The organism is Tenacibaculum pacificus (assembly GCF_027941775.1).
Classification (GTDB): Bacteria; Bacteroidota; Bacteroidia; order Flavobacteriales; family Flavobacteriaceae; genus Polaribacter; species Polaribacter pacificus_A.
In genome coordinates, this window is the sequence record NZ_CP115917.1 from 1,581,084 (window position 1) to 1,597,554 (window position 16,471).

Annotated in this window: 15 protein-coding genes; 10 read left to right on the forward strand and 5 right to left on the reverse strand. The window is 29.5% G+C overall.

Features of this window, described 5'->3' with window-relative positions; genetic code table 11:
- Positions 1–140: 140 nt before the first annotated feature.
- Complete coding sequence (dnaB, locus tag PG913_RS07055; protein ID WP_271230112.1) at positions 141–1,667, reverse strand: replicative DNA helicase; 1,527 nt, start codon at positions 1,665–1,667, stop codon at positions 141–143.
- Positions 1,668–1,806: 139 nt separating this feature from the next.
- On the opposite strand from dnaB, the gene PG913_RS07060 reads away from it, so the two are divergent.
- The 6 genes from PG913_RS07060 (at position 1,807) to PG913_RS07085 (ending at position 7,361) form a co-directional block, all read left to right on the forward strand.
- Complete coding sequence (locus PG913_RS07060; RefSeq protein WP_271230113.1) at positions 1,807–1,959, forward strand: hypothetical protein; 153 nt, start codon at positions 1,807–1,809, stop codon at positions 1,957–1,959.
- Positions 1,960–1,964: 5 nt separating this feature from the next.
- Entirely contained in the window at positions 1,965–2,876 is a 912-nt protein-coding gene (locus tag PG913_RS07065; protein ID WP_271232148.1) for a DUF3810 domain-containing protein, read from the forward strand.
- A gap of 16 nt (positions 2,877–2,892) precedes the next feature.
- A complete protein-coding gene (locus PG913_RS07070) occupies positions 2,893–3,447 on the forward strand; it encodes a hypothetical protein (RefSeq protein WP_271230114.1) in 555 nt (184 codons plus the stop codon).
- 32 nt (positions 3,448–3,479) lie between these two features.
- On the forward strand, positions 3,480–4,721 hold the full coding sequence (gene pepT / locus PG913_RS07075) for a peptidase T (protein WP_271230115.1): 1,242 nt from the start codon (positions 3,480–3,482) through the stop codon (positions 4,719–4,721).
- 257 nt (positions 4,722–4,978) lie between these two features.
- Positions 4,979–6,187 carry a diaminopimelate decarboxylase gene (gene lysA / locus PG913_RS07080; RefSeq protein ID WP_271230116.1) on the forward strand — a complete coding sequence of 403 codons (1,209 nt, stop codon included), beginning with the start codon at positions 4,979–4,981 and terminating at the stop codon, positions 6,185–6,187.
- Between the two features lie 169 nt (positions 6,188–6,356).
- Positions 6,357–7,361 (forward strand): M43 family zinc metalloprotease, encoded by a 1,005-nt coding sequence (locus PG913_RS07085; RefSeq protein WP_271230117.1) that lies wholly within the window; start codon positions 6,357–6,359, stop codon positions 7,359–7,361.
- 394 nt (positions 7,362–7,755) lie between these two features.
- Here the strand turns inward: PG913_RS07085 and rplI are convergent, their stop codons facing one another.
- Genes rplI through rpsF form a run of 3 tightly spaced genes read right to left on the reverse strand, consistent with a single transcriptional unit; the run spans position 7,756 to position 8,869 of the window.
- Positions 7,756–8,205 (reverse strand): 50S ribosomal protein L9, encoded by a 450-nt coding sequence (gene rplI / locus PG913_RS07090; protein ID WP_101902033.1) that lies wholly within the window; start codon positions 8,203–8,205, stop codon positions 7,756–7,758.
- A 16-nt stretch (positions 8,206–8,221) separates the two neighbouring features.
- Complete coding sequence (gene rpsR, locus PG913_RS07095; protein ID WP_058884950.1) at positions 8,222–8,524, reverse strand: 30S ribosomal protein S18; 303 nt, start codon at positions 8,522–8,524, stop codon at positions 8,222–8,224.
- 3 nt (positions 8,525–8,527) lie between these two features.
- Complete coding sequence (gene rpsF / locus PG913_RS07100; RefSeq protein WP_101917415.1) at positions 8,528–8,869, reverse strand: 30S ribosomal protein S6; 342 nt, start codon at positions 8,867–8,869, stop codon at positions 8,528–8,530.
- Between the two features lie 253 nt (positions 8,870–9,122).
- Between rpsF and PG913_RS07105 the strand changes: the two genes are divergently transcribed.
- The 3 genes from PG913_RS07105 to PG913_RS07115 all read left to right on the forward strand — a co-directional run bounded on the left by PG913_RS07105 (position 9,123) and on the right by PG913_RS07115 (position 13,166).
- A complete protein-coding gene (locus tag PG913_RS07105; protein ID WP_271230118.1) occupies positions 9,123–11,339 on the forward strand; it encodes a RelA/SpoT family protein in 2,217 nt (738 codons plus the stop codon).
- Between the two features lie 76 nt (positions 11,340–11,415).
- The gene (locus PG913_RS07110; RefSeq protein ID WP_271230119.1) at positions 11,416–11,865 is read left to right on the forward strand and encodes a Fur family transcriptional regulator; all 450 of its coding nucleotides are present in this window, start codon (positions 11,416–11,418) and stop codon (positions 11,863–11,865) included.
- 29 nt (positions 11,866–11,894) lie between these two features.
- Positions 11,895–13,166, forward strand: coding sequence for an adenylosuccinate synthase (locus PG913_RS07115; RefSeq protein ID WP_271230120.1), 1,272 nt, complete (start codon positions 11,895–11,897; stop codon positions 13,164–13,166).
- Between the two features lie 73 nt (positions 13,167–13,239).
- Here PG913_RS07115 and PG913_RS07120 read toward each other — a convergent pair whose 3' ends face one another.
- Positions 13,240–14,670, reverse strand: coding sequence for a pyridoxal phosphate-dependent decarboxylase family protein (locus tag PG913_RS07120; protein ID WP_271230121.1), 1,431 nt, complete (start codon positions 14,668–14,670; stop codon positions 13,240–13,242).
- A gap of 139 nt (positions 14,671–14,809) precedes the next feature.
- On the opposite strand from PG913_RS07120, the gene PG913_RS07125 reads away from it, so the two are divergent.
- Positions 14,810–16,471, forward strand: coding sequence for an OstA-like protein (locus PG913_RS07125; protein WP_271230122.1), 1,662 nt, complete (start codon positions 14,810–14,812; stop codon positions 16,469–16,471).

Sequence of the window (16,471 nt, forward strand, 5' to 3'; positions counted from 1 at the left end):
AATAAACGATGCCCAAATTGAATTTGAGAGCAATAAAAATAATATTATGTGTAGTGTTTTTTTCATAGTAAAAACTAAAATACACAATTACAAATTAGTAATTGTGTATTTTATATATTTAATTATGATTTATTTAAATTTTAAAACGGAACATCATCATCACTAGGACCAAAAGCATCTTCAGGTGATGCAAATCCATTTGAGGCTACTTCATTATTAAAACTTTCAGCAATACCACCGTTCATACTAGATTCAAATTCACTACTAATTCCTTCTTCTAAATCAGAAAATAATGCTAAATGTCCTGTAAATTTTAAACGAATATTATCCATTCCACCGTTACGATGTTTTGCTACAATAAATTCTCCTTGTCCTTCACGTGGCGTATGATCATCATCATCCCATTCGGTCATTCCGTAATATTCTGGTCTAAAAATAAACGAAACAATATCGGCATCTTGCTCAATTGCTCCAGATTCACGTAAATCAGAAAGTAAAGGACGTTTTGAACCTCCACGAGTTTCTACGGCACGTGATAACTGAGATAAAGCAATTACAGGAATACTTAATTCTTTTGCTAATGCCTTTAAATTTCGTGAAATAGTTGATATTTCTTGTTCTCGATTTCCTCCAGAACCTCCTGCTGTCATTAATTGTAAATAATCAATTACAATTATTTTAACATCGTGTTGCGATACTAAACGTCGTGCTTTTGCACGTAAATCAAAAATTGAAAGTGCAGGTGTATCATCAATAAAAATAGGTGCATCAGAAAGTTTTTTAACCTTTACATTTAACTGCTCCCATTCATGAGGCTCTAAATCTCCTTTACGTAATTTTTCAGATGTTAAGCCTGTTTCCGAAGAAATCATACGAGTAATTAACTGTACTGATGACATTTCTAATGAAAAAATAGCAACGGCATTATTAAACTGAATTGCCATATTTTTAGCCATCGAAATTACAAAAGCCGTTTTACCCATACCAGGACGCGCTGCAATAATAATTAAATCGGAAGGTTGCCAACCAGATGTTAAAGCATCTAATTTTGTAAATCCTGTTTGCAAACCACTCATTCCTTCTTTACCAGAAATTTCTTGTATTCTGTTAATAGATTGCTGTACTAATGAGTCGGCTTTTTCTGCTCCTTTTTTAAGATTCCCTTGTGTTACTTCAAATAATTTCCCTTCAGCTTCGTCTAACAAATCAAAAACATCAATAGTTTCGTTATAAGAGTTTTCTATTATTTCTGAAGAAATAGTAATTAATCTACGTTGAATATATTTTTCTAAAATAATTCGTGAATGAAACTCAATATGTGCCGAAGAAGCTACTTTTTGAGTTAAACCGATTAAGAAAAAATCACCTCCAGCTACATCTAGCTTTCCGCTTTTCTTTAATTGATTAGATACTGAAAGTAAATCAATCGGCTCAGAATTTTGAAAAAGTGTATAAATAGCTTGATATACCTCTTGATGTCTTTTATCATAAAAAGATTCAGGAGTAAGAATATCGATTACCTCATCAATTCCTTTTTTATCAATCATCATAGCACCCAAAACAGCCTCCTCTAGCTCTAAAGCTTGTGGTGGTAATTTTCCTTTTTCAAGACTAACAGTTCTAGCACTATTAGTTTTTGTTCCTCTGAATGATTGAGTTCGTTCCATGGTGCAAAGATAATTTTTTAAGATGAAACTTTTAGTAGCTCTCTTTAACTTTATTTATCGAAAATTTCAACAAATAAAATAGTCATTTTTTTGATAAAAACCTACTAATTCTGGTATAAACTTCCTTATTTTTGAGGTTATGCAACAGTATAAAAAACAATTAATCGTAACTCTTACATTACCTATTCAAGTATTTATTGTTCATTTTTTAAGTAAAAAACCTCAATGGATAGAACATTATTATAGTAACGGAATATATCCTTATATTTCTAAAACATTTCGATTTTTTTAGGATGGATTCCTTTTTCTTTTAGTGATGTATTAGGTTTCGTTTTATTATTTCTACTGATAAAAGGCTGTTACTCTTTAATTAAAAATAAATTTAAAAATAGTATTTCGAAAATTTTACAGTTTACAAGTGTTTTATCGTTGATTTATTTTTGCTTTTATGCCTTTTGGGGATTGAATTATTTTAGAGAACCATTAGCCAAAAATTTGAATTTACAACAAGCAACTTACACCACAGAACAGCTGGTTGAAACTACCGAAAAAATTGTTTTCGAATTAAATAAAATACACTTACAAATTACAAATAACGATACTATTAAGATTCAAGTTCCGTATACTCAAAAAGAAATATATGGTTTAGCAACAAACGGTTATCTTAATTTATCGAATAAATACCCGCAATTAACTTACAAAAATCCTTCAATAAAAAACTCTTTGGTAAGTTTATTTCAATCCTATAACGGAACTTCAGGATATATAAGCCCAATTACTGGCGAAGCGCAAATAAATGATATGATTCCTAAAACAGGCTATCCAGCAACAACTTGTCGTGAAATGGCACATCAAATTGGTTGGGCTGCCGAAAATGACGCAAATTTTGTAGGATTTTTAGCATCCGTAGCAAATAACGATTTATATTTTCAATATTCTGGATACAGAATGGCGTACATATATTGTATTAATCAAGTTTATAAACGAGATAAAAAAATAGCTAAATCAATAAAAAACAGCGTAAATAAAGGAATTTATAAAGATTTTAGCAATAGTCGTTTACATTGGAAGCAATTTAAAAATCCTATTGAACCGTATTTTAAAAAAGGATACAACTCTTATTTAAAGGCAAACAATCAATCAAAAGGAATAAAATCTTACAGTTATGTAGTAGATTTGTTAATTGCTTACTTTGATCAAAACAAATAAAATTAACAGCTTATCTATGAAATATTTTTTATCAATTTTAGTGCTATTTTTAATGATTTCGTGCAATTCATCATCAGAATTAGCTAATGATTTTTCTTGTGAAAATTCTAATTCTTATATCGATTTACAGAAAAACAAAGATGTTAGAAACCTGTTTAGCGTTAAATTTCCAAAAAAATGGAAAGTCAATTTATATTATGATGATGCAAAAACATCTATTTACGCCGCCGATACTACCGTAAGCGTTACAAAAACAATCCTTATTGATGTTACTTTAGTACATAATACTATTTTTATTGATAAAACATTTGCTCAAAAAATTACAGATGATAATAAAAAAATGGGCTTAACAGAACTTAAAACCAAAAATATACAGCTATTTAAAAAACCTTCTTATTACAGTTATGCCGAAGGAAAAAAAGGCAGGTATCCATATCATATTTTAAATACCTTTACAAAAATAAATTCTGATAACTTTTTACACGTTAAAACAGAAATTTATGGCGATTCTTTAGTTGAGCAACGAATTTGTAACGCCATTGAATTAATAGAAAAAATACAACTGAATTAGTTTTTTCAAAAATCCTTAAAACAACAACAAAAATGAACAAACAACACATTATCAACCGATTTATAAAATATGTAACTATTGATACCGAAAGTGATCCTAATAATCCTGCTTTTCCTAGTTCAGAAAATCAATGGGATTTAGCTAAAGTTCTTGAAAAAGAATTGAAAGAAATAGGAATGGAAGACGTTGAATTAGACGAAAACTGTTACATAATGGCTACTTTACCAAGTAATATTGATTACGAAGTGCCAACAATCGGTTTTGTTGCTCATATTGATACAAGTCCTGATTTTACAGGTAAAAATGTAAAACCTCAAATTCATGAGAATTACGACGGAAAAGATATTCTTTTAAATAAAGAAGAGAATATTGTATTATCTCCAGATTATTTTGAAAACTTACTTATATATAAAGGAGATACAATTATTACTACTGATGGAACAACACTTTTAGGTGCTGATGATAAAGCTGGTGTTACAGAAATAGTTTCAGCAATGGAATATTTAATTCAAAATCCTCAAATTAAACATGGTAAAATAAGAATTTGCTTTACTCCTGATGAAGAAGTTGGTAAAGGAGCTCATATGTTTGATGTTGAAAAATTTGGCGCAAAATGGGCATATACCATGGATGGAAGTCAAATTGGAGAACTTGAATATGAAAGCTTTAATGCTGCAAGTGCTATAATTACTGTAAACGGTCGTATGGTACACCCTGGTTACGCTAAAGGTAAAATGGTAAACAGTATGTATATTGCTCAAGATATTATTAACTCTTTTCCAAAATTAGAAACTCCTGAAACTACTAGCGGTAGAGAAGGTTTTTATCACCTTAATAGTGTTACTGGTGAAGTTGAAAAAACAGTGTTACAATATATTATTCGTGATTTTGAAAAAGAAGAATTTCAAACTAGAAAACAATATGTTGCTGATTTAATTAAAGAATTAAATGAAAAACATGGCGGTGGTGATAGAATTACTGTTGAAATAAAAGATCAATATTATAATATGGGTGAAAAAATTAAGCCTATTATGCACATTGTTGATATTGCTGAAGAAGTAATGAATGACATCGGTATAACACCTATAATTAAAGCTATTAGAGGTGGTACTGATGGTTCTCAATTATCTTACAAAGGATTACCATGTCCTAATATTTTTGCTGGTGGACATAATTTTCATGGACGTTATGAATTTGTATCTGCTGAAACAATTATAAAAGCAACAGAAGTTATTGTTGGTATTGCTGAAAAAGTAACTGTAAACTTTAAATAATATTACACATTTATAATTTTAAAAACGCTAGTTAATAACTAGCGTTTTTTTTGATTATTATCATAATCAAACTAAAAAAAACAATAAATTATTAGTAACTTATATTTAAAGGAGAAAATCACTAAAAAAATACTTTAAAAATTAAGAATATCACAAATCAACTTTTTTCACAAAAAAACTTGATTTGTCTATTTCTTATAAATAATTTGTAAAAGTCACTTGCTTTGCTACATTTGTGGCTTATAAACTATATTAAAATGAATAGAGAAGAGTTATTAAATTTAGCGAACAAATACGGTGCACCACTTTATGTATATGATACTGAAAAAATAATAGAACAGTATAAAAGTATTACAGGTGCCTTTTCTAAAGTTAAAAGCTTAAAGATTAACTATGCAGTTAAATCTTTATCTAACATCAATATTTTAAAGGTTTTTAAAACATTAAATAGTGGTTTAGATACTGTTTCTATTCAAGAAGTAAGACTTGGTTTACTTGCAGGATTTGCACCTAAAGATATCATTTATACTCCAAACGGTGTTTCTTTACAAGAAATTGAAGAAGTTTCAAAATTAGGAATTCAAATTAATATTGATAACTTATCTATATTAGAATTATTTGGTCAAAAACACCCTAAAACACCTGTTTGTATTCGTATAAATCCGCATATTATGGCGGGTGGAAATAGTAATATTTCTGTTGGACATATCGATTCTAAATTTGGAATTTCAATTCATCAAGTACCACATATAAAAAGAGTTGTTGAAAATACAGGAATGCGTATTAACGGTATTCACGTGCATACTGGTTCTGATATTTTAGATATTGACACTTTTATTAGAGCTTCAGATATTTTATTTGATGTTGCAAGACAATTTGAAGATATTGATTTTATTGATTTTGGAAGCGGATTTAAAGTCCCTTACAAATCGGATGATATTTCTACTGATATTGTTGAATTAGGTGAGAAATTATCTGATAGATTTAATACTTTCTGTAAAAACTATGGTAAAAATGTAACTTTAATGTTTGAACCTGGTAAATTTTTAGTGAGTGAATCAGGAAAGTTTTTAGCGAAAGTTAATGTAATCAAACAAACAACATCAACTGTTTTTGCTGGTATTGATAGTGGAATGAATCATTTAATTCGTCCAATGCTTTACAATTCGTACCATACGATTGAAAACTTATCGAACCCTAAAGGAAGAGAACGTTTTTATAGTATTGTTGGATATATTTGTGAAACCGATACTTTTGGTTCTAACAGACGTATTAATGAAATATCTGAAGAAGATGTTTTATGTTTCAGTAATGCTGGCGCTTATTGTTACTCAATGGCATCGAACTACAATTCGAGATATAAGCCTGCAGAAGTAATGATTTACAAAGGAAAAGACTACTTAATTAGAAAAAGAGAAACAATGGATGATATTCTTAGAAATCAAGAGAATATTAAAATTGTTTAATTCCTTAATAAGAATTAAAAACACTTAAAACCTGAGCAATATTGTTCAGGTTTTTTTATTTTTTGCGTTAAAAAAATATAACAAATGTAATATATTAACATATATTTAACATATGTTTAACATCTAATTATTAATTTAAAATAATGAAAAAAGTATTACAATACTTAGTTTGATATTCATTTTTGGATGTCAGAAAGAAGAAAATAATGACATTTTAACAGCGCCACAAGCAAATGAATTACCTTCTTTATATTGTAAATCTGACGATATGATGAAGGAATATTACTTAAATAGCCCTAAAGCTAAAGCTGAAAATAGTTCTTTTGAAAAAACTAGAACAAGTTTAAGTGCTAAAACCTCTAATATTCAAGCAACAATACCTGTAGTATTTCATGTATATGGTACTAATTTTAATGGTAAATCAGTAACTCAACAAACTATAAATACAGCATTAGAAAAAGTTAATGATGATTTTCATGGACTTAATCCTGATTATAATACTACAGATCCTTTTTTTGATCCTATAAAAGCAACTTCAGGAATTACATTTAAACTAGCAACTATATCTCCAACAGGAACACCTACTAGTGGTATTGTTTTTCATAATGAAAATAATGGATATGGTAACAGAAGTACTGACCAACAAGTACAAGCAGATGCTTGGGATAATTATAAATATTGTAACGTATACATACAATTAGATTTATATGACAATAATGCAACAAATAATTCAGGTGTTGCATGGTATCCTGATACTGAGATGTCTAATAATAATACTGCTCGTATTGTTTATAATGGGCAATATTTACACGGAAATACCTCTGATGAATTTGCATCTATATTAACTCATGAATTTGGACATTGGATGAACCTTATACATACTTTTGATGGTGGTTGTAGTAGAAAAAATAGAGATAAATGTGACACAACAGGTGATAAAGTATGTGATACACCTCAAACTACCAATAGTAGAAGAATTGATTGTAGCTATACACGTACTAACTGTGTTAAAGAAAAAATTAACTTAGAAAACTACATGGATTACGCAGGAGCTTCAGGATGTTATAAAATGTTTACTCAAGGACAGGTTAACAGAATGAATGATGCATTACAACACCCTGCACGTTTCCCTCTTTGGCAATCAAATAATTTAACGAGTACAGGTACTTTATAAAATAAAAATTTTACCTAGTTATTATTAAACCTGTGAGTTTATACTCTCAGGTTTTTTTGTGCCTTGTATTTAACTAAAAGTTAAAGCTCTAAAATAAAATTGTATTATAGTAATAATGATCAGAATCTGAAATAAATTCAGTTTAACGCGGATTCGACGCTATACTATTTTAACCTTTCCTCCTCTTTTACTATAAAATATGCACAAACTATAAAAATAAACTAAAAACCCTAGCCCCGATTGAAGCAATTGTTTAAGCTCTTTTTTTGATTTTTCTTCAAAAAAAAGCGAGTGCGGAAAGCGGGAAATTGCTTCAAAAAATAAAAACCTCAACTAAAAAAAATCCTACTCAAATAAATGAGTAGGATTTTTATATAGTTTTAATTTAAAATTCTTACTTTTCAGCAACAACCTCAAATACGATATCAGCAACAACAGCTCTGTGTAAACGTACAGCAGCGTTATATTTACCTAATCTTTTTACACTACCTCCAGTAACTTTGATAAATTTCTTATCAATAACAGTACCAGCTTTAGCTAAAGCTTCAGCAACATTAATGTTGTTTACTGAACCAAATAACTTATCACCAGAACCTACTTTAGAAGTAATTTTGATTTCGTATCCTTTAACAGTTTCAGCTACAGCAGTAGCTTCTTCTACTAATTTAGCTTCTTTAAAAGCACGTTGCTTTAAGTTTTCAGCTAATACTTTTTTAGCTGAAGAAGTAGCTAATATTGCATATCCTTTAGGAATTAGGCTATTACGACCATAACCATTCTTAACAGTTACAACATCGTCTTTAAAACCTAAATTTTCTACGTCTTGTTTTAGTATCAATTCCATTGTTTCTACTTCTTTATTATTTTAATAAATCACCAACGTATGGCATTAAAGCTAAGTGACGAGATCTTTTGATAGCTTGAGCCACTTTACGTTGATACTTTAATGATGTTCCTGTTAAACGTCTTGGTAAAATTTTACCTTGTTCGTTTACTAAATACATTAAGAAGTCAGCATCTTTATAATCGATGTATTTAAAACCGTTCTTTTTAAAACGACAGTATTTTGCTTCTTTTTTTGTTTCAATATCAAGAGGAGTTAAGTAACGTACCTCACCTTGCTTACTTCCTTTTGCTTGTTGATCTATAGTTGTTGACGCCATTTCTTACTTTTTTGCAGATTTAACACGTTCTCTTCTCTTTTCAGCCCACGCTTCAGCATGCTTGTCTAACCTTACAGTTAAATAACGCATAACACTATCATCTCTTCTGAATTCTAATTCAAAAGGAGCGATTGCATCTCCAGCTACTTTGTAGTCTAATAAGTGGTAAAATCCACTTTTTTTCTTTTCAATTGGGTAAGCTAATTTTTTTAAGCCCCAATCTTCTTTAGAAATCATTTCTGCACCTTTAGAAAGTAAATAGTCCTCAAACTTTTTTACTGTCTCCTTTATCTGAGTTTCAGATAAAACGGGATTCAAAATGAAAACAGTTTCGTAATGATTCATAATTGAATTGTTTAAATTTTTATAAGTCTGCAAATGTAGTGTTTTTTAATCCCCTTAACAAACTCTTACTCATAAAAATAAAAGCTATTTTTATGTAAATTTAGCGTTACCTTTTTATTATTCTTATTTACTAGCTGTAAAACAAGCTTTTTTTCAATTTTAAATTGATGTGAAACATTTGTTATGAAAATTTGCTCAGTAAAATTCTTTAGACTATTTTTATTATGAAACAGCAAAATAAAGATATAAGTATATGAGTTATAATGCAACGATAGAAGAAGAAAATAAAGAAATAGCCCACAGATATAAAAATTTATTAAAAGGAACCTATCAAACATTATCCGAAGAAGATAAAAAACTGATTCGTAAAGCTTTTGACATTGCTGTTGAAGCACATTCCAAGCAACGCCGAAAAACAGGAGAACCTTATATTTTTCATCCAATAGCAGTTGCAAAAATTGTTGCCGATGAAATTGGACTAGGTGCTACCTCTATTGCCGCAGCACTTCTTCATGATGTTGTTGAAGATACGCACTATACTATTGATGATATGGAACGCCTATTTGGTGAAAACATAGCCCGTATTGTTAGTGGACTTACTAAAATATCAAACCTAAAAAAAGAACAAGACTATTCTATACAGGCTGAAAATTTCAGAAAAATGTTACTTACTTTACATGATGATGTACGAGTAATTCTAATAAAAATAGCCGACCGTTTACATAATATGCAAACAATGGATGCAATGCCTGGCTATAAACAAGTTAAAATTGCTTCTGAAACTTTATATATTTATGCTCCTTTAGCACATCGCTTAGGTTTATATAATATTAAAACAGAATTAGAAGATTTAGGTTTAAAATATACCGAACCTGAAGTTTATAATGACATTTTAATCAAAATTAAAGACAGCAAAGAAGAACAACAAAAATATATTGACAGCTTTACAGGTACTTTAAAAGAAGCTTTAGATAAAGAAGGTTTTAAATATAACATTAAAGGACGTTTTAAATCCATTTATTCTATCCGAAGAAAAATGAGAAAACAAAACGTAACTTTTGAAGAGGTATATGATAAGTTTGCTATTCGAATTATTTATGAACCAACTTCTACGGATGAAAAATTTGATGCTTGGAAAATATATTCGATTGCAACTGATTTCTTTAAACCAAATCCTGCTCGTTTGCGCGATTGGATTTCGCAACCAAAATCAACAGGATACGAAGCCTTGCACATTACCGTTATGGGACCGCAAGCAAAATGGGTAGAAGTACAAGTTCGTTCTGAAAGAATGGATGAAATTGCTGAAAAAGGATACGCAGCACATTTTAAATATAAACAAGGTGCAATAAAAGAAAATGGGCTTGAAGGCTGGTTAAATCGTTTAAAAGAAACACTGGAAAATCAAAGTATCAATGCTGTAGATTTTGTAGAAGATTTTAAACTTAATTTATATGCCAAAGAAATATATGTATTCACACCTAAAGGAGATTTAAAATCACTTCCTAAAGAAGCATCAGCATTAGATTTTGCTTTTGCTGTACATACAGATGTGGGTTTAAAATGCCGAGGCGCAAAGGTAAACGGAAAATTAGTTCCTTTAAGTTACACTCTTAAAAGCGGTGATCAAGTAGCAGTACTTACTGCAACAAATAATAAACCAAATATACGTTGGCTTGATTTTGTTATTACAGCAAGAGCACGTACTAAAATTAAGTCAGCCTTAAAAGCCGAAGAAAAAATTATTGCTGAAGAAGGAAAAGCTATTTTAATTAGAAAACTACGTCACTTAAAACTTGGGTCTGATGAAAAAATAATTAATGAACTTGCTAATTATTTCGAATTAAAAACAAGCTTTGATTTATTTTTTAGAGTTGGTAATGGTGCTATTGATAACACAAAATTAAAAGAATTTGTTGCACAAAGAAGTGGGCTTATTATGGGCTTTATCAAAAATACTTTTCGCCGTTCTTCTTCCAAAGATGTATCAGAAAAGGAAGAAGTTAACCACAAATACGATGCAATTGTATTTGGAAAAGACGAACAAACACTCGATTATAAGTTATCAAAATGCTGTACTCCTATTGCTGGTGATAAAATTTTTGGATTTACAACTATTGGAGAAGGTATTAAAATACATAAAAATAATTGTCCTAATGCCATTTCATTACAATCTAATTATGCATACAGAATTATGCCTGCAAAATGGATTGATTCTACCAAACAAGAATTTACTGCTATTTTACACTTATCAGGTATTGATAATAAAGGAATTATAAATAACCTTACACGTATTATTTCTAATAGTATGGATGTTTTCATACATAGTATAAATATTGCAGGATCTGAAGGTGTTTTTGATGGTAAAATATCTTTAAGTATTAAAAATAAAGTACAGCTAAATAAAATAATTGATGCTATGAAAAAAATAGAAGGAATACAAAAAGTAGAACGTGTTAACACATTATAAATATCATTTTAATGATACTTCTTTTTTTATCAATAAATAACTGTAAATTTGTCCGTCCGTAAATTTTTAAATCATAATGAGTAATTCAGTCGAAAATCAAGAAATTGTAAAAAAAGTTTTTACTACTTTTTTAGAAGAAAACAAGCATCGTAAAACACCTGAGCGATATGCTATTTTACAAGAAATATATGTAGCTGAGGAGCATTTTGATATAGAATCATTATATATTAAAATGAAAAACAAGAATTATCGTGTAAGTAGAGCAACACTTTATAATACGATAGACTTGCTTTTAGACTGTGGATTGGTTCGTAAACATCAATTTGATGGACAATCAATGGCGCGCTATGAAAAAAGTTATTTCGATAAGAATCATGATCATTTAATAATGACAGACTCTGGAGAAGTAAAAGAATTTTGCGATCCAAGAATTCAAATTATCAAAAAAACAATAGAAGAAGTTTTTGATATTGATATTCACAACCACTCTCTTTATTTCTACGGAACAAAAAGAAAAACAAAATAACAACACAAATACACTTAATAACACACTAAATGGCAGTAGATTTATTACTCGGATTACAATGGGGAGACGAGGGAAAAGGTAAAATCGTAGATGTTTTAACAGGAGATTACGATATTATTGCAAGATTTCAAGGAGGACCAAACGCAGGTCATACATTAATTTTTGACGGTACCAAACATGTTTTACACACAATTCCTTCTGGAATTTTTCATAAAACCGCTTTAAATGTAGTTGGTAATGGTGTAGTAATCGACCCTGTTATCTTTAAAAAAGAATTAGAAAATTTAGATACTCATAAAGTTGATTATACTTCTAAATTATTAATTTCTAGAAAAGCTCACTTAATATTACCTACTCACAGGTTATTAGATGCGGCTTCTGAAACTTCAAAAGGAAAAGCTAAAATTGGTTCTACTTTAAAAGGAATTGGTCCTACTTACATGGATAAAACCGGTAGAAACGGAATGCGTGTTGGAGATTTAGAATTAGATAACTGGAAAGATAAGTACAGAGCTTTAACTGAAAAGCATTTAAGTATGCTTAGCTTTTTTGATGTTCAAGTAGAATATGATTTAGACGAATTAGAGGCTGAATTTGACTTAGGTATCGAAAAATTAAGAACACTTCAATTTATAGATTCTGAAGAGTTTTTAAACAGCGCAATAAAAGAAGGAAAAACAATATTAGCTGAAGGAGCTCAAGGTTCTTTATTAGATATTGATTTTGGAACGTATCCGTTTGTAACATCTTCTAACACAACTGCCGCTGGTGCTTGTACTGGTTTAGGTATTGCTCCTAACAGAATTGGAGATGTATTCGGAATATTCAAAGCTTACACTACTCGTGTTGGTTCTGGTCCTTTTCCTACTGAATTATTTGATGAAGATGGTGCTGAAATGGCTAAAGTTGGTCATGAATTTGGAGCAACAACTGGTCGTGCAAGAAGATGCGGATGGTTAGATTTAGTTGCTTTAAAATATGCAGTTGATGTAAACGGAGTTACTAAGTTAATGATGATGAAAGGAGATGTTCTTTCAGGATTTGACACTTTAAAAATCTGTACTTCTTACAATTATAAAGGAGAAGAAATTACTCATTTACCTTATAACATTGAACCTGAAAATGTAACTGTAAACTATACAGAGTTTAAAGGATGGGAAGATGATTTAACTAAAATGACTACTGCTGATCAGTTACCTCAAAACTTATTGGACTATGTTGCTTTTATTGAAAAAGAAACTGGTGTTCCTGTAACGGTTGTATCTGTAGGTCCAGATAGGTTACAAACAATTAATAGATAAATTTATTTTTATTTTATATAAAAAGCCTTCATCTTTGATGAAGGCTTTTTTGTTTTTGATATAGTATTGAAATTTATTTTTCTGATAAAATTTCTTGCCCAAATTTATGACATAATTCTAATGTTTCATTTATATGATCAATCGTTGTTTTAGGATTGATTAAACACATTCGTAAAACTACTTGTTTATTCAAAATAGTGGTTACTAAAAATGCTTCTTTAGAATCCATTATTTTTTTAGAAATCTGATTATTTAACGCATCAATTTCTTTTTCTGATAAATTTACTCCAATCGGATTATATCTGAAATTGATAATAGCTAAGGTTGCAGGAGAAACAATTTCCCAATCTCTACTTTTACGCAGAACTTTTTCAACGGTATCAGCTAAATCAATATTATAAGTTACAGCAGCTTTAAAAGTATCTAATCCGTATGTTTTTATCGACATATAAAACTTTAACGCTCTAAAACGACGCGTTAATTGAATTCCATAATCATAAAAATTTATTTCAGATTCATTTCCTTCAATATCACGTAAATATTCTGGTTTTTCGCTAAAAGTACCGCTTAACCAAGAAGAATCTTTTACCAATAAACAGCCTATTTCGTAAGGTTGATAAAACCATTTATGCGGATCTACTGTTAAGGAATCGGCTCTTTCTATTCCTCGTAATGCTTTTGCGCCTTTTTTTGATAAAATAGCAGCTCCACCATAAGCTCCATCAATATGAAACCATAAATTTTCAGCTTCACAAATATCAGCAATATCATCTAACGGATCAACAGTTCCTGTGTTTGTTGTTCCTGCTGATGCTATAAAACAAAAGGGATGCAAACCTTCTAAACGATCTTTAGCTATCGCATTTTTTAATTTATTGATGCTTATTCTAAATTCAATATCCGTAGGTAAAATACGAATTTGTTCTTTTTTAAATCCTAATACACGAATCGCTTTAATATTAGAAGAATGCGCCTGATCTGATAAATAAATAACAGCTTTCGAAAAATCATCACCACATTTTATACGTCGAGCTGTTGCCAAAGCAGTTAAATTTGCCATAGAACCACCACTTGTAAAAATCCCTCCTCCTTTTTCAACAGGAAAATCATACATTTTTAACAACCAATTCATTGTTACTATTTCTAATTCCGCAGCAGCAGGAGAAACTACCCATCCACCTGAAAAAATATTGAATCCTGTTGCTAAACTATCTGCCATTGTACTGATAAAATTACTTGGTCCAGGTACAAAAGAATATGCTTTTGGATGAGAAATAACCGTACTATTCGGAATTACATTATCAATTACAAAATCTAAAACATCATTTGCTTTCATACCTTTATCAGGTGCTTCTTGCAAAAATAAATGATCCATTTCTTTACGTGTAGCTGAAGTTACGGGTTTTTTATCTTCTAAAGTATCCCAATGTTCAGCTATTAGATCTACTATCTTATAACCATAAGATTTCATTTTTTCTAAGGATAAATCAAAATGAGCGCTCATATATGTATGTTTTTTATTATTTCCGCAAAATTAACCTTTAAATAGACGCATACTTTGTTTTTCTTCGGATAATTTTATTGATTTATTAAGAAAGATAGCCCATTCTTTTCATTATTTTTGCTAGCTAAACATTATCAATTTGAAAAAGTTATTTCTTTTAAGTTTTTTACTACTATCAATCGGAAGTTTTTCTCAATCAAAAAAAATTAAAATACTTTCTACGCAGTTAAGTACTGCTGATGAAGAAAAATATCCTGGCGCAACCATACTTATAGGTAACGTAAAAATGGAGCATGAAGGTGCTACTTTAGATTGTAAAAGGGCATTACTTTATCAAAAAGAAAACATATTTAAAGCCTTAGGTGAGGTTGTTATTGAGCAAGGAGATAGTATTATTCAATACAGTGATTTTACTATTTATAACGGTAATACTAAAAAAGCCACCTCTTGGGGAAATGTTGAAATTAATGATAAAGAAATGAAGCTTAGTACTGATACACTTCATTTTGATAGAAAAGAACAAGTTCTATATTACCCTAACGGAGGAACTATTCGTGATAAAAAAAATGTACTAAAAAGTATTAGAGGTTCTTATTTTTTGAAGGATAAAAAATTTACTGCAAAATCAAAAGTAACAGTTGTTAATCCTGAAAGTAACTTAGAATCCAATCATTTAGATTATTATACAAACTCAAATTTAGCCTATTTATACGGACCAAGTACCATCACTAATTTAAAAGATAGTACAAAAGTTTATTGTGAAAAAGGTTTTTACAATACAAATACTGATGTAGCTTATTTTGTAAAAAATGCCAAGTTATTTTTAAAAGAACGCACCATTTCTGCTGATAGTTTATATTATGATAAACGCCAAGGTTTCGCTTCTGCAACAAAAAATATCAAAGTAATTGATACACTTCAAAAAATGATTACCAAAGGTAATTATGCCGAATTATACGAAAAGAAAGATTCTCTTTTTATTATTAATAGAGCTGTTGCTATTACCTTGCTTGATAAAGATTCAATGTATGTTGCTGGTGATAAAATTTTATTAACAGGTAAAACAGATAAAAGAATTGTTCGAATTTTTAACAATGTGAAAATTTTTAAAACCGATTTACAAGGAAAATGTGATTCTATTCATACAAGCCAAACTACAGGACTTACTAGAATGTTTAAAAATCCTATTTTATGGTCGGGGGAAAATCAAATTACAGGTGATAGCATTCAAATATTGACAGATAAAAAAACCAGTAAACTTGATTCTTTAAAAATATTAAAAAATGCCTTTATGATTCAAAAAGATTCTTTATCCGAAGATGATTTTAATCAAATTAAAGGAAGAAATATTTATGGTAAGTTCGAAAATAATGATTTAAGAACCATGCTTGTTAAAGGAAATGCAGAATCTTTATATTATAATAGAAATGAAGATTCTAAGAAAATGGAGACTGTTACAAAAGAAATTGCCAGTGATATCGAGTTTACCTTAGTTAAAAATAATATTACAGAAACAAAATATTTTAAACAATCCGAAGGAAAAACATTTCCTCCTTCTGAATTTCCTTCCGAAGAAAAAAAATTCAAAGGTTTTATTTGGAGAAGCGATGAGCAACCTTTAACTGTTGAAGATATTTTCAAAAAAGATAAAGTTAGAAGCCTTCCTCCTATCAAAAAAAATGATGCAGCTGTAAAGAAAGTAAGAAAAAAATATCTAAAAGAAAGCTTAAAAAAGAGAACTGGAAGATCTGAAAAAAACACAAATTCAAGAAAAAGAAACCCTAAAGGCGGAGAAAGATAA

What these genes read in the sequence shown, in the direction of transcription:
- dnaB (WP_271230112.1), bottom strand. Translation starts at nt 1,667, where the DNA reads ATGGAACGAACTCAATCATTCAGAGGAACAAAAACTAATAGTGCTAGA.
- PG913_RS07060 (WP_271230113.1), top strand. Translation starts at nt 1,807, where the DNA reads ATGCAACAGTATAAAAAACAATTAATCGTAACTCTTACATTACCTATT.
- PG913_RS07070 (WP_271230114.1), top strand. Translation starts at nt 2,893, where the DNA reads ATGAAATATTTTTTATCAATTTTAGTGCTATTTTTAATGATTTCGTGC.
- pepT (WP_271230115.1), top strand. Translation starts at nt 3,480, where the DNA reads ATGAACAAACAACACATTATCAACCGATTTATAAAATATGTAACTATT.
- lysA (WP_271230116.1), top strand. Translation starts at nt 4,979, where the DNA reads ATGAATAGAGAAGAGTTATTAAATTTAGCGAACAAATACGGTGCACCA.
- rplI (WP_101902033.1), bottom strand. Translation starts at nt 8,205, where the DNA reads ATGGAATTGATACTAAAACAAGACGTAGAAAATTTAGGTTTTAAAGAC.
- rpsR (WP_058884950.1), bottom strand. Translation starts at nt 8,524, where the DNA reads ATGGCGTCAACAACTATAGATCAACAAGCAAAAGGAAGTAAGCAAGGT.
- rpsF (WP_101917415.1), bottom strand. Translation starts at nt 8,869, where the DNA reads ATGAATCATTACGAAACTGTTTTCATTTTGAATCCCGTTTTATCTGAA.
- PG913_RS07105 (WP_271230118.1), top strand. Translation starts at nt 9,123, where the DNA reads ATGAGTTATAATGCAACGATAGAAGAAGAAAATAAAGAAATAGCCCAC.
- PG913_RS07110 (WP_271230119.1), top strand. Translation starts at nt 11,416, where the DNA reads ATGAGTAATTCAGTCGAAAATCAAGAAATTGTAAAAAAAGTTTTTACT.
- PG913_RS07115 (WP_271230120.1), top strand. Translation starts at nt 11,895, where the DNA reads ATGGCAGTAGATTTATTACTCGGATTACAATGGGGAGACGAGGGAAAA.
- PG913_RS07120 (WP_271230121.1), bottom strand. Translation starts at nt 14,670, where the DNA reads ATGAGCGCTCATTTTGATTTATCCTTAGAAAAAATGAAATCTTATGGT.